Raw genomic sequence first — 13,371 nt, 5'->3', positions numbered from 1 at the left:
CTATGCGACAGGGCCGTCCGGCGGGCAATCGAGCGTTGCCAGCGCATTCCCGGACAAACGTCCAGAGCACACCGCCCCGTGACGCCTCGCCGTCGTATTGGCGATGCGAGCTGCCGCCCAATATTCGTTACCCTTCCTCGACATTTCCTTCAAATGCCATTCTTCAATAAGCGAGGCAGCAGCCATGATATCGCGTTCTCGGCATCGTAAGCACAACAAGATATCTAGACCGCCGCCATGGAATGGCACATTAGCCACGCGCATGTCGCCAATCCTGGCCCCCTTTAACAAACCGCAAAATGTGTCTGCGCTTTCTGACGTGCTTGGTGACGCGGTACATTCAATGGGCTTTCCATGCTACGCCGTCACGCGGATATCGATGACCCGGTCCCGAGCCCGACCAAGGATCTCCATGGAGGCAATTTGCTCCCATTATCCCAATAGTTGGGTACAGCACTATCTGGACCATGATTATGGGCTGATCGATCCCGTCCATCGGGCCGCATTCACGGCCTCCGGACCCTACCGCTGGGGCGATATTTCCGACTTGAACCACGCCGAGCAACATGTGCTCGCGCAAGCGCGCGACGCCGGGCTCACACACGGGATCAGCATCCCCATTCGCGAGATCGGGGGCAGTGTTCTGCTCATCAATTTATCCGGCCCGTCCCCCCATGTCGATGCTGGGGTCAGCCGACAGTTGGCAAGCGTGATCAGCATGCTGTTTCATTTGGCGCTGGACCGCCTCGCCCCACATCCCCATCCGAATGCGGCGCTTCAGCTTTCTCCTCGACAACGCGAATGCCTTTCGTGGGTTGCGCGCGGCAAGACGTCGTGGGAAATCAGCATCATCCTCGGAATATCGCGTCATACCGTCGAATACCATATCGCCGAAGCGATGAAGACCCTGAACGTGAATAGCAGAATAGCGGCTGCGGTCAATGCCTCGCACTACGGGATGATTGAGCACTGAGCTCACCCATCGCTCTTTACGCTCACCCGTGAATAGGTCACAAGCCACGGTTACGATTTGACCGCACGCAAGAAGTCCACAAATCCCACATTTTGAATAATGCAAAGCGAAGTATGGACGAATGAGACTGCTGGCGCGGAAGACCTTGTGCGAACGCTCATTTGCGTCCATCTCCCCTCCCTACTCGACTAGTTCCGACTGTTTTTCCGTCTTGATAGCGTGGCCCCCATCAATCAACGATGGGGAACAAACATGCCGTCCATTATCGCGGGTAGACTGATTGACTTGCCGTTTGAGCTTCGCGACGGACTCGGAACCTTTCGGTACGACGTTTTCGTCCGCCGCCTGGGCTGGCCATTACCGGATATTAAGGAAAATGAAACTATCGAATGGGATCACTTCGATGGCGAAAACACCATTCAAATCGTCGCACTCACGTCGCAGCAGCAGGTATGCGGTTGCGCGCGGTTGATGCCGACGACCTGCCCATACTTGCTACGAGAACTGCTTGCGCGATCGCCGAAGTTCGATCTCCCGTCCTCGTCAACCGTGTGGGAACTCTCACGGTTCGCCGGATCCAGCATGCAGTTCTTTCCGTATGCCATGGCCGTGGCGGCATCGCTGGGCGCGACCTGCATCATCGGGGCAGTCACCCACGCCATCGCACGACTGTACCGCCGCTTCGGCCTTGAACTCCATCATGCCGGACCTGGTCATGGCACGCCGAGTTTCCCGTTCCTGATCTGCACGATTGATCTCACTCCCGTGACGTTCGCCAAGCTCGGATCCGATCTCGAAACGCTTCAATCATCGATTACATGGCTTCGGCCATTCACGTCACATGTGCCGTGCTAGGAACAAAACGGCAACGCACCACGCGCATTGTTAGACAGACTGCCCGCAGGTATCTTGCGATGTGCGGCGAGCGGTCGAACACCCTTCGCGCGCTGCACCACCGGCCTCGTTCACGCCACAACTACGACGTGGATCGCCGCCGGTGATGCCGGTTGTCCGCGTCCTTCACCCAATCCGGCCGAATTGCGGAGGCGTAGGCCTGGCCAGTGCGTGAACCTTCGCCACTTGCCTGCGCGCGCAATCCGAGACGTTCGTCAATTGCATGGGCGACAGTCGATGACTTCGGCAATCGGCATCGATCGCAGTCAGCCCAGAACACGTGCATTGCGTCAAACAACACCGACAGGATTTCCGTCAGGTAAGGCAGACGAACAACCACACCGCTGTCTGCTGAATCCTCACCTGTCTGTCGGTCGTGCACATTCATCATGTCTGCCGGCATATCGATTCGTAATGCATCAAGCTCCTCCTGCAATCGTTCTTCGACGCAATAGTGCGCGGCAGCCGAGTTCGCCAGAACCCGTCCAAGCTCGCCTAGTTTCTGGTCTTTCAATTGAACGCACCGCGTGAGACGACGAATTTGCGTTTCGGCGCGACGCAATCGGAGCCGCAAAACCTCGCACTCGCAGGACGATGCCAAACATGCGCTAGCATCAGCTAGTTGCCACGCATTGTCGCATTGCTCCATAGCATGCCTCACCTTATAGACGGCGATATGTTTCTCACACACCGCGGGGAATCGGACCACTGACGCGCTGGACTGACCGCACGCATCGCTTCGGTCAAACTTTCCTCGTCTTTTTTCGGTCCGCTAGGGCATAACGTCAACTATGGAGATTGGGAGGACGCCTGCCGTTCTGTGGTGCGTCCTTCAAATCAATCTCGAGATGCGCCAAGCTCGGACGATAAATGATCGACTCAACGTCCAAAGGATGAGAAAATCACGCCACCGACATTGGCAAATCGCTCATGTTGCGTGTCGCCTCGACTTGCACGGGGCGAGGCAAGCAAATCAATCCTGTTTCTATTGAACACGCGGAGTGAAGAATGGCCACCTATCACGAGCTGAAAGCCCAAGCTGATGCGTTACTCGCGCAGGCAGAAGAAGCTAGGCAGGCCGAATTGGAGACGGTGCTTGAACAGATTCGTGCGTGCGTACAAGAGTACGGCCTGAGCCCGGAACAGATCTTTGGCCGCAAGCGCGCACGCAACGGGGCTGGCCGACAACCCGCGACGCCCAAGTATCAGGACCCGAAAACGGGTAAGACATGGAGCGGGCTTGGCCGCGAACCCTCGTGGATCAAAGGCAAGAAACGCGAACGCTTCTTGATCGCGGACTGACCTCACTCGTGCGCCAGCCTGAAATGGGCGACGCCCCTTTTACGGCAAACGACCGCGACCGTTTGTAATCTGACATCGCACAGGTCCTGTCGGGCCATTGCGCGGGAGCATGCCCTCCACGGTCCGTGGGCCGCCATGAGACATCAGATTGCCGTCGATGGCTGCGCCGGGCGTGAGGCTGAAAGGACGGTCCTCGACGCTGGCTGCCACGTACGCAGATGTGGTGAACAGTGTGATGAGCACGGCTGCCGTTACCAGGGAGGCGGCGAAGGCGCGCCTCAGGCACATCGGAGATGTGGGCATGGCGTATCCAGTGGCCTGGACCCAATGGCCCGGACGGTTTGGCGAAGGAGATTCGCGACACGCTCATCCTAGTGGGGGCCCATCCTCGTGAATCTGACAGGCCGGCAACGCGCTACGGACAAGTCCGAAAATGCCGACGGAATCAGCGATGCAGCGCGCTTAAATCAACCATTCGGCACGCTTGTAAACTCAGTGAATTGAGCCCGGATGGCGACCATGCAAAGGGAGCGGCAAGAGTGGCAGAGTTGTGCACTCGTTCCGTAGTCGATACGGCGTCTGGCAGGCATTTGTTTGCCGCCCCACCCGTACTCGTAGCGTGACGAACGCGGCCGTCGTCCGCCTGATTTTTCGAACGCAGTGATGTGGCCCGGATCGGGGCAACGATCGATGCTCGCCGACAGCAAGGCGAGCCCCCCCCCCCCAACGCCTGACATGCAGGCGGGATTTCAGTGCGCAGATTCCAGATCGGACAGGTCCGGTTCGACGACGATGATGGGCTCCGCATCGCCACACTGCATCGCGCCGAACCAGACACTGACGTTGGCTGCCAATCGGACTTCGCCTATCACCGATAGTGAAATCCGCAACGCACACACTTGCGTGACGGACAGGCGCCCGATCGCCAAGTCAAACAGTAGCCAAGTCAGGCCTGCCACGTTATGCCAGCTTCAAGCGCGGCTCGCCCCGCACCGCAGCAGGCAAACCAAGCAAGTCCCTTACGTCGCCCGAAGTCTGGACCGATATCCCTCTGGCAATCAGATCCTCACGCAGCATGCGAACCTGCTCCCACGTGCCACGTGCCTTGCGTACGCCGCCCGGGATGCTGCTGTCAAATACATTCAAACCATCCTCCAGCCCGATTCGGACCCCGTCCAATTGCAACGCCAGCGCGAGATCTGCCAACATGATCTGCAACGACCCGGGCAGCAACAGCGAAATCAGCGATGACGGGAAACTCGCCCGCAGTCGCTCGACAATGGGATACAGTTGCCCGGCCGCGAGATCGATGGCACGTTGTCGCTCCGATGCATCATCGGTTGCCAGACATGCGGAAATCTGCTGTCGCACGCCCGGGTCAATCAACGAATCATCGCTCACCTCGCCGCTCACCGGATCGCGGCAATACTGATCGACCCCCGCCACCAGCATGAACAGCACAGGTTGGCCGGCCGTCTCGAGAAATACCCTGTACAAGGTTGTCGCATTGTCGACGATCGTATGATTGAACACCTCGACCTCCGGACGCGTGCCGACACTGCGAAAATGCTCGAACTGCGCAGCCAGGAAATCCGGCGCATTGTCGTATCCACCGCCGCCTTGAAAAATAACGGCAGCCGGGCTCAGTGACGCAACCTCGGGCGCATCGATCGCGCCGTATGACTTCACATGGGCGCGCCGCAATGGACTGCGCGCGCCTTGTCGATCACCTCGCACACTGGTCGACACATTCAGGATCGCTGTCGGGACCTTCCCTTTTACCGCCGGCACGATCGCATCGTACTGGTCGACAACGATCTGGTTGCGTTGTGCGCCGACCGTGACCGTGCCCACACCAGGAATCTTGAGTCGTGTCCGATCGCCAAGTTCGCGTGTATGCAGATGAACGATCGCAGCACCCTCCTCCAGCGATCGCAGCGCCTCGTCGACAATTGTGTCCGGCGTAATCGGCAAAAACGCAGACCGTCCCTTGCCGGCTTGCCAGTATCCGTCGCAGCACGTTCGCCATCCCGTCTGACGGAGTCTGTCCAACAGCACTGGACAGTCTTCCCGGATTGATTCGATCAGCGCGGCCGGGAAATAGCTGTGCAACTTTGCGTGTGTCCAGATGAGATCACCCTGTCGGTCAGCCACCCAGCCATAGGTGGTCAATTGCAGCACAAGTCGCCTGACGAGCTCGACCGACCTCACCTCCTCAAGCCATGCACGTCGAACGATTGGAGCTTCCGGCAAGGTCCGTGCCGGCGCATGCCATACGCGGTCTCGACGCGCCCATCCAGCCTGCTCCAACGCATGGACAGCACCTTCATAATTACATAGCATTCCTAATACTTTATCGGAAATAGAATCATCATGTCCTGATGCAAGCAACCAGCCGCCGGCTGGCACAACTTCCCAGCCATCCGAGCGCAGTTGCTGAGCGAGCTGCGCGGCTTGCATCGTATCGAGCAGTTGATGAATCAGATAGGAAGGAATGAAGGTCGGCTCGAGCGGATCGAGCCACTTCGGAACAGCGCCTATCGGAGCGGCGGTAATATACATGGATGCCATGAACGAATCTCCTGTCGATTGAGCAGGTTGACGTCAAACGAGATACCTGATGGCCATCCTATACGATATGCAAGGAATTGCAATGAAAATGGAAGGTTGATGTTGCGTTGATGAATTTATATCAAAATCCGGCCCAATCATCAGCAGCGCGCAATAAATTCGAGCAAATTGCCCATTCTATTTTTTAAAAAACAAATCACACGATTGAAAACCAACGCGCACCCAATTTCTCATTGAATGCCCCGACATCGGAAATGATCAAACATCGAACCAGGAGACCGGTGAAAATGTTCTTTCCATCATTTCATGCATTGATTAGGCAGCCCTGCAGTTCACGCGCGCGAAAAAACGCAGCAGCGCTGTTCGCCCAGCCACAGGCACGCTCGGTGCGATCCCCCCCCCCAACATCGCCACACCACCGACTGTCGGGCCGACAACGGCAGGATCGCCGCACCGACCGCGCTCAACGCCCGAACATTTTGCGACCGGTCCGGATTCGTCCCGCGGCCTGCCACCCGCGCAGGCTCAAGACCCTCTACGACCGCAAAGCCATCGTGCCAATGATTGCTCGACTAATGAGGCACGATCTGCCGGCCGAGCGACTGCCGCAGCCTGCTGGCGCCTCCCGACCACATGCTCTTCTCTGGTCCATTCTTTGTATTTCAGCTTTTCAAAGCATTCTCATGGTGCGCGCACATTCGATGCCTTCGATATTTTTATATTTCGAAATATTGAGAATGATCATCGCCACCCAAGACAACTGATCCACTTCGCAAATCGCGCCGCAACTTCGCATCCAATCCATTGCACCACCGGATATTCCGTGCACGCGCCGATATTCCGCCTTACCTCACTGAAATTTATCTAATAATTCGCGATCAGTTGATATACTCCGGACCAATGCATTTGTGCGATGATCGATACATGAAATCCGGAAACCGTCTCAGCCCGCCATCATTTAATCAACACAAATAATTCAAATGATCATAGAACCAAACAACGTGCACCAGGACCCGTCACCGAGGCACTGCATAATGGAAGGGAACGGATCGTATAACCTGCATGCCATTCCGCAGGCTGACGGTGGAATGACTGCGCTACCGCTGCTAACGCGGGCGGCATCCGAGATACCGATCGAACCTGGCACGCGACCGGTCGTGATCGCTGATTATGGTGCATCGCAAGGCAAGAATTCGCTGGTGCCGATGCGAACGGCCGTCGAAACACTCCGGAAGCGCATGGGCCCATACCGTCCAATTTTCGTTGTCCACACGGATCTTCCCGGCAATGACTTCAACACGCTCTTCGATGTGCTGGAAACCGCACCGCAGCGATATGTCCAGGATGGCGGGAATGTCTATGCCTACGCGAGCGGGAAATCGTTTTATGAAACCGTCTTTCCCCCCGAATCCATCGACCTCGGATGGTGTTCTTATGCCGCAATGTGGCTGAGTGCCATTCCGGACTGCATTTCGGATCATTTCTTTCCGTGTCAATCTGCTGGGGCAGCGCGTACCGCGTTCGAGCGGCAAGCGGCGTTGGACTGGCTGAAATTTCTGTCCTTGCGCGCGCGTGAATTGCGGCCTGGCGGACGTCTGCTGATTGTGCTTGGCGGTATCGACGATGATGGGTCCACGGGCCTGAATGATCTGATGGACCACGCGGCCATCGCATTGTCAGAGATGGTCGACGATGGCATTATCACCGTGCATGAACGTCTGCGAATGATCGTCGCATCGTATCCGCGGCGCAAAGAGGAACTGCTGGCACCATTCCGGCGCGACGGGACAGATGGATCATTTGAGGAGCTGCAGGCCGAATTTGGTGGCCTGTCGATATTGCCCGATCCCGCCTGGACCGGTTACGAGCAGGACAGGGATGCACGGGCGCTGGCAACCGGGCAAGCACTCTTTTTCCGCTCGGCGTTTCTTCCATCGTTAGCCAGTGCCCTGGAATCGGGTCGCAGTGAGGACGAGCGTCGGCGATTCGGCGACGTACTTGAGCAAAAGCTCAAGTCCCGCCTTGCAGCCCATCCTGGGCCATTGAAGCGCTATGTGCAAACCCTCGTTCTCACAAAACGCGTCCCGATCGAGAGTCGATGAGCCGCTGTCGAGCGCATCCGCTGCAGCATGCCAACGGCCCGCGCTTATCGACTACCATCCCGTTGATCCCAAACGAAAATCCCGACTATTGTGTCCACTGATATCGAAACCCTTCAGGCCCAGTTGCATGAATTGAACAGCCGTCTTGCGGATGCAAGGCGAGAAGAGAAGCGAGCCACGTTGGACGCAATTCGTGAGCAGGTTGCGTTGTACGGCATTTCCGAAGAGGAGTTGTTGTTCGCCGCCGGTTTTCGCAAGGCGCGCAGACGTCGCGCGGCGACGAAGTACTACGATCCGTCATCGGGAAATGCGTGGTCGGGCCTCGGGCCGCGTCCAAAATGGCTGGAAGGGAAACGTCTCGACGACTACCTGATCGATCGCGCGCCGAAGAGCTGGTGGCCGGGGGAAGACGCATGACGCGTTCCGCCCATTTGCGAATTGGATAGTCCAACAGCTGGGCGCTCCCCCTCACGCAGCCATCGGGCGAACAGCCAATTGGGCCGCTTATGCCGATCCGAGCACTATCGGACCCGAGCAAGATCGGTCCAATTGCTGTTCGCGAGTGTGGACTCGGGTGGGAGCGCGTCACTACGATTTGCGACGGCCTCGGCACGGCCAGATCAACCAGCATTCATCCCCGCCCGACCTACGCTTCGCGCTCTCACGCATGCCCGATCACACGCGCATCCGCGTCGATGAGCTGATGCCATGGCTTGTTGCCGAGCCACCGGCCACACCACCATGACGGCTGCCGCCGTCAAAGCGATACTGACTACAAGCTTACGTTTTTCCGCATTCCTGCCCAGCATGAATGACAGCGATCGCCTATAGCCTCGGCGCACCAGCTCGGTACACCCGATATGGGAGCCTCGAACAGGTACGCTGTCGTGCGCGCCCATCCACGGCTGCCGGCCCTTCGCGACCGCTCGACACAACCACTTCCGCCATCGAGGCCGAACGCTGCGGCATCTGCGAACGGCATCGGCATCGGCATCGCCTAGGTCATTCGCTGCCTTGAACCCGTGGACACGAAGCGCGCCACACACTCGATAACCATCGATGAGTGGTGGATCGCACGCACTCATTTCGAGCAATGTGATCATATTCACGAAGCCTTCCTGAAACTCGGTTGATCACTTGGCAGTTCGAATCACCCAAGGGGATCAAGCTGCCTTTTTTTGTTGGCATTCAAGGGATCGAAAACCGAACTACATGCCATTGGAACTGGATTTTTATGAGGCCTGTAACGGGGGTGAGTCAGCGAGTGCCGCTCGCTTTTCACACAACGGAGCCGAGACAATGAAGTCGTATCGAACCCTACTAGCAGAACATACCGTTCTTACCGAACAGATCAACGCCGCGAAGGCGCAGGAACGAAGCGGCGCTATCGAAACGGTGCGCGCGTTGATTGCCGAGTTTGCAATCAAGCCGCGCGAAGCTTTTCCTCGTTCTGCAAAACGACGAAAGCTCGTGCGCTACAGAGACCCGAGCACGGGTGCGACGTGGAGCGGGCGCGGGCGCCCGCCAGCGTGGATCGAAGGCAAGGACCGCTCGCAGTTTGAGGTCACATCAACTGCCACTCGATCGTGAACTCCCCACGCGATCATCCAACACATTACTGGCGAGTGAGGGGGTAACCACGCCGAGCATTGGAGGTGGCCTGCCAATGCACTGCCTCACCGCCCCGCTGTTCTCGCCGTCAGTGCTCAGCGTCGATCCGACATAAACATGCGTTGCAGCACGTCGCCGACGTGCCGGCATCATGTCACGCCCTCATTAGCCGACCGTCATCGTCACGCCCGATCGGCCCGTACGCGAGCATCGGCCCGCCCTGCTCAGGATCCATGCCGCGACAAACACGCGCGGCCGACCTTGCCTGTCGAAGCCATAGTGCCGGCAATCGTTGAAGCAACACTGAACGCCGATCGCGCTGCGCGCCTCAACCTGCGGGCTAAGACACAATCCGCGACATCCGAGTGCCCGCACAGAGGCATGAAATTCAGGCCCTGGCGCCTGATGTCGACTGCGCAAATCGTACCCGTCCGGTATGCGCCATCCCCATCGACGATTTCACCGGCACCGTCCGACGACGTGCCCTGCGTCGACCCGCTATTGTTCATCGCTGCGCGCAGGCCAACCCGATTCCCCGATTCCTCGATTCCCCGCTCGTCGCACCGATGACACCGCTTCGATTGCACGTCGCTCGCAGTCTGCGCAATACGAGCAGGGTTACGAGATCCTCGAGTGACCTGCGCCACCGACTTCCCGAGGGCATCCACGCTACGCTCAAGACATCGCGCTCCGTGGCTCGACGTCACTGTAGGACACGTTGAGCCCCGGAAAGGTTAAAGCCAACCGATACGCCAGAAAGACAGGATCGACGAGAGGATGGCACCCCAGAAAAAAGGGGCGAGATTGTAAATGATATTTACCATCTTGATAACACCACTACCACCCGTTTGAATCATCCTTCGAATTTCCTGCCCCCCTTCCCAACGGCCTCCAATCCAGTTAATAATCACACCGATAGTCACGAAAATTTGAAGCAATTGCTTACTTATATAAAATAATACAAATAAAAATGAAAGATTCATCTGTCGTTAAGCTAGTTTTCCGACTTGGGCCAAGTCAAACCTCCGCGACGCTTTGTGACACCCTGATAAACCCAGATTCGCTCTGGACGTGTCGCGATGGATCACCCCCAACCTGATTTCATACGCCTGTTTTGATGCATGCATGTGCCATGCATTCGTACTCGTTCCGCGCGACAAGAGTATTCCTACAGATTGTCAGGCGCGGTATTGAACTGGATTCCTCATTTTTGGAAACGACCGTGCCCGCGACTGCTGCTACGCAAGACTCGACCGAATCGCAGAATGATCCGACGAAACATCGTCGACGTTGGACCGTGGAACGAAAGTGGGAAATCGTGCGCGAAAGCTTCGATCCCGTGGAGTCGTTACATGAGGTGGCCGCTCGGTACGATGTCAATCCAAGTCAGCTGTCACGTTGGCGTAGCCTGTACCGGGATCAGATACGCTCGGCAGCAAGAGCCTGCGAACACGCCAACGCGCACGGCGAGCAAAATGAATAGTCACGCAGGGTTCAAGGCCAATGCCCGCGACGTCGCGATCATCGCCGACGCCGCCGGCTCGATGCCGCATACGCATGTCTCGCTTCGCCTGGCGGACGGGCGGCTCGCCGAACTCACCAAGCTTGTGCGGCCACGACGACGCTCGCGCTGCCCCAAGCCACTCAGCTCAGCAATCGCATTCGTGGCCTGCATCCGCAGTTCCATCCGGCGCTCAGGCGTGTTCTCAGACCACGACTCGATCCCCCATCGATGCGTGATCTGCTCGAGCGCTACCCGTTCGCAAACGCGCTAGCCACCGCCAGCGAGCAGACGCTCACCCACCGCTTGACCAAGCCCACGCCGGCACGAGCAAGCACTTGGTTGGTTGAGATCATCCACGCGCTGAACGCGCAAGCTATGATCGTGCCCGACACGCAAGCCGTCACCGTCGTCATGCCACGCGTGGCCAAGCAAGTTGCGGCCTTGCGCAAGCTGCGCGACAAGGTCGCCGCGGAAATTGAGTGGCTGGTACCTGCCCCCTCTTTGACCGGCCCCGACCAGCATGCCTGGCCTCGGCGTCTGAACCGTCAACCGATTCCTGACCGACGTTGCCCATAATGCCTTCGCGCTCCGCCACGCATCTGCCGGCCTACGCGGGCCTCGCGCCGGCAACCCCGACGCTCAGGCTCGTCAAGCCACGCAGAACGCCCCATCCAGGCCGGACAACAAAGTGCTCAAACGAGCCTTGTTCCTCTGCGCCTTCGCGGCCTGATCAAGTTCGGTCTCATCGGCCCGTAAGCCGCGCAAGATCCAGCAAGGCAAGCACCACAACCGAGGCCTTCACTCGCACGGCGATCCTGCGACGCCCGTTCGCCTTGCCGCGTAACGCGGCACCGGCTATCAACTCGAGTCATCCTCTAACGCTTGAACGAGATAGGACAACCTCCGTTTCAGTCTCGGGCCAACCCGGATTGAACGCATCGGCAAACGAAGTACTCCTACCCCTGGCATCGGCAATACGCACGGCCACTTGCGGCATTCCCCGTCAGTTCAAGCGCCGTGCAGTCGCATGCCCGGCGCGTCAGCCTTCATCCCGCCCCTGCTGCGACCTCGCGCGACTACGCGTCTATCGACTCGATTCGCAGTTCGGCATCTCGCAAGCCAAGGCCTCAACGGCATTCATACTCAGCACCCATGCCACACAGTTCGTTTTCGCACTGTGATCAATGCGCGCTCATGAAAGATTTGTCGAGTCGTAGCCCCAAGCACGCCCATCACGGCGATTCACACCACGCGGAGAATCAATCGTGAATACCGAGCAAAATTTTTCACTCCATGACTTCACCGATTTCAACAATGAGAATACCAACGGATGGATGAGGGGGCGCGCCGGAGTATACGCAAACGTAATGAAAGAGGACGATCAATACTGGCTCCGCTCTTCCGCCCCGGAAGGTCAATCCATTTCGAGCGGGGTTGTGATTGAAAAGGTGATTTATGATCTCACACCAGGCGCGACCTATCTCTTCTCGCTCCGCACTCGCTACTATGATAGCGGCGGCGAGTCAACTGGCATGTACCCGCTCGTTTTCATCAAAACCGGCAATGAAATTTCGACGCACCCCATCGAAATAGTCGACACGGAATGGAAGGTGCATCTTGTACCGTTTCAGGCACACACCAGTAAAATCCTCATTCAATTAATAAATCTGTCTCCCGGGGGGAAAAGAAACGCATTTGACATGGCTGATATTTTCGTCGGAACGCCACTACTGGACATCACCACATTCAATGAGGGCCTGAACGGCTGGGCCCAAGGCGATGTCGGAAAAACCGGATCGATCACCCAGCTCTACGGAATGTCTGTGTTCCAGAACAGAATCCCGCCACAAGCCTCACATAACGGCGTCATCTTAAGCAAGGATTTCACGTTGATTCACGAACGCGAATACGTATTCAAAATATCGGTCCGACGCGATAATCAACACCTACCCAAACCCTTCCTTTCACTGGCGAGCAGAACCGGGGGTCTGACCGAAACTACGCCCGTCGGATTTGGCGATTGGCAAACCCTCGAATCAAAATTCAGGGCAGAACGGGCGATCGAGACATTAAGTATCGTGAGCCACCAAATGGATGACCAAGCGATCGAATACAGCATTGGCAATATCCAGGTCTTCGATTATCTGGCAACGTCATGAACGAGATTTCAGCCCCTTGTCTACTCGGGGCAATAAAAACAACTGATCAAGAGATGCTGAAAACGCTGATCGCATTAGCGCTCGTTGGCGCTCGTTGGCGCTCGAGCGTTTGGCCGCATTCATTTTGTCGACGACTACCAGCACCGACACATACGGGATCTGCGGTACAACCCGCACCTAATCGGCGCAAGCCAGATCGAAGGTCAGGATCGGCTGCGCCCTCAGCCAGAATCAGCGGTTGCTGATGCTGCGCAC

General features: G+C 57.4%; 13 protein-coding genes and 1 pseudogene. 10 read left to right on the top strand and 4 right to left on the bottom strand.

Annotation, left to right across the window (positions count from 1 at the left end):
• Positions 1–103 precede the first annotated feature (103 nt).
• Positions 104–973, top strand: coding sequence for an autoinducer binding domain-containing protein (locus tag ACV22W_RS05160; protein WP_448018183.1), 870 nt, complete (start codon positions 104–106; stop codon positions 971–973).
• A 252-nt stretch (positions 974–1,225) separates the two neighbouring features.
• Positions 1,226–1,828 (top strand): acyl-homoserine-lactone synthase, encoded by a 603-nt coding sequence (locus ACV22W_RS05155; protein WP_448018182.1) that lies wholly within the window; start codon positions 1,226–1,228, stop codon positions 1,826–1,828.
• A gap of 121 nt (positions 1,829–1,949) precedes the next feature.
• Here the strand turns inward: ACV22W_RS05155 and ACV22W_RS05150 are convergent, their stop codons facing one another.
• On the bottom strand, positions 1,950–2,381 hold the full coding sequence (locus ACV22W_RS05150) for a hypothetical protein (protein ID WP_448018181.1): 432 nt from the start codon (positions 2,379–2,381) through the stop codon (positions 1,950–1,952).
• A gap of 494 nt (positions 2,382–2,875) precedes the next feature.
• Here ACV22W_RS05150 and ACV22W_RS05145 point away from each other — a divergent pair, with 494 nt between their 5' ends.
• The gene (locus ACV22W_RS05145; protein ID WP_448018180.1) at positions 2,876–3,169 is read left to right on the top strand and encodes an H-NS histone family protein; all 294 of its coding nucleotides are present in this window, start codon (positions 2,876–2,878) and stop codon (positions 3,167–3,169) included.
• 749 nt (positions 3,170–3,918) lie between these two features.
• On the opposite strand, the gene ACV22W_RS05140 is transcribed toward ACV22W_RS05145, so the two are convergent.
• Positions 3,919–4,128: a hypothetical protein gene (locus tag ACV22W_RS05140; RefSeq protein ID WP_448018179.1), complete on the bottom strand. Its 210-nt coding sequence runs from the start codon at positions 4,126–4,128 to the stop codon at positions 3,919–3,921.
• Between the two features lies 1 nt (position 4,129).
• Positions 4,130–5,740, bottom strand: a complete 1,611-nt coding sequence (locus ACV22W_RS05135) for a 3-keto-5-aminohexanoate cleavage protein (RefSeq protein WP_448018178.1) — start codon at positions 5,738–5,740, stop codon at positions 4,130–4,132.
• Positions 5,741–6,021: 281 nt separating this feature from the next.
• Here ACV22W_RS05135 and ACV22W_RS05130 point away from each other — a divergent pair, with 281 nt between their 5' ends.
• From ACV22W_RS05130 to ACV22W_RS05115, 4 genes are all read left to right on the top strand, one after another.
• Complete coding sequence (locus ACV22W_RS05130) at positions 6,022–6,504, top strand: hypothetical protein (RefSeq protein WP_448018177.1); 483 nt, start codon at positions 6,022–6,024, stop codon at positions 6,502–6,504.
• A gap of 270 nt (positions 6,505–6,774) precedes the next feature.
• A complete protein-coding gene (locus tag ACV22W_RS05125) occupies positions 6,775–7,842 on the top strand; it encodes an SAM-dependent methyltransferase (protein ID WP_448018176.1) in 1,068 nt (355 codons plus the stop codon).
• A gap of 90 nt (positions 7,843–7,932) precedes the next feature.
• Positions 7,933–8,259 carry an H-NS histone family protein gene (locus ACV22W_RS05120; RefSeq protein WP_448018175.1) on the top strand — a complete coding sequence of 109 codons (327 nt, stop codon included), beginning with the start codon at positions 7,933–7,935 and terminating at the stop codon, positions 8,257–8,259.
• A gap of 882 nt (positions 8,260–9,141) precedes the next feature.
• The gene (locus tag ACV22W_RS05115) at positions 9,142–9,432 is read left to right on the top strand and encodes an H-NS histone family protein (RefSeq protein WP_448018174.1); all 291 of its coding nucleotides are present in this window, start codon (positions 9,142–9,144) and stop codon (positions 9,430–9,432) included.
• Positions 9,433–10,187: 755 nt separating this feature from the next.
• Here ACV22W_RS05115 and ACV22W_RS05110 read toward each other — a convergent pair.
• Positions 10,188–10,436: a hypothetical protein gene (locus ACV22W_RS05110; protein ID WP_448018173.1), complete on the bottom strand. Its 249-nt coding sequence runs from the start codon at positions 10,434–10,436 to the stop codon at positions 10,188–10,190.
• 134 nt (positions 10,437–10,570) lie between these two features.
• On the opposite strand from ACV22W_RS05110, the gene ACV22W_RS05105 reads away from it, so the two are divergent.
• From ACV22W_RS05105 to ACV22W_RS05095, 3 genes and pseudogenes are all read left to right on the top strand, one after another.
• On the top strand, positions 10,571–10,936 hold the full coding sequence (locus tag ACV22W_RS05105; RefSeq protein WP_448018172.1) for a transposase: 366 nt from the start codon (positions 10,571–10,573) through the stop codon (positions 10,934–10,936).
• Between the two features lies 1 nt (position 10,937).
• Positions 10,938–11,756: pseudogene (locus ACV22W_RS05100) on the top strand (transposase); the annotation flags it as partial.
• Positions 11,757–12,222: 466 nt separating this feature from the next.
• Entirely contained in the window at positions 12,223–13,116 is an 894-nt protein-coding gene (locus ACV22W_RS05095) for a hypothetical protein (RefSeq protein ID WP_448018171.1), read from the top strand.
• The last annotated feature ends 255 nt before the right edge of the window (positions 13,117–13,371 follow it).

The sequence above is a fragment of the Burkholderia sp. AW49-1 genome (genome assembly GCF_053427845.1).
The sequence above is the reverse complement of the archived record's forward strand: the minus strand, read 5'-3'. Positions and strand labels throughout refer to the sequence as shown.

Bases quoted from the DNA above. Each gene is read 5' to 3' on its own strand.
- ACV22W_RS05160 (WP_448018183.1), top strand. From the start codon at position 104: ATGCGAGCTGCCGCCCAATATTCGTTACCCTTCCTCGACATTTCCTTC.
- ACV22W_RS05155 (WP_448018182.1), top strand. From the start codon at position 1,226: ATGCCGTCCATTATCGCGGGTAGACTGATTGACTTGCCGTTTGAGCTT.
- ACV22W_RS05145 (WP_448018180.1), top strand. From the start codon at position 2,876: ATGGCCACCTATCACGAGCTGAAAGCCCAAGCTGATGCGTTACTCGCG.
- ACV22W_RS05135 (WP_448018178.1), bottom strand. From the start codon at position 5,740: ATGGCATCCATGTATATTACCGCCGCTCCGATAGGCGCTGTTCCGAAG.
- ACV22W_RS05125 (WP_448018176.1), top strand. From the start codon at position 6,775: ATGGAAGGGAACGGATCGTATAACCTGCATGCCATTCCGCAGGCTGAC.
- ACV22W_RS05115 (WP_448018174.1), top strand. From the start codon at position 9,142: ATGAAGTCGTATCGAACCCTACTAGCAGAACATACCGTTCTTACCGAA.
- ACV22W_RS05110 (WP_448018173.1), bottom strand. From the start codon at position 10,436: ATGAATCTTTCATTTTTATTTGTATTATTTTATATAAGTAAGCAATTG.
- ACV22W_RS05105 (WP_448018172.1), top strand. From the start codon at position 10,571: ATGCATGCATGTGCCATGCATTCGTACTCGTTCCGCGCGACAAGAGTA.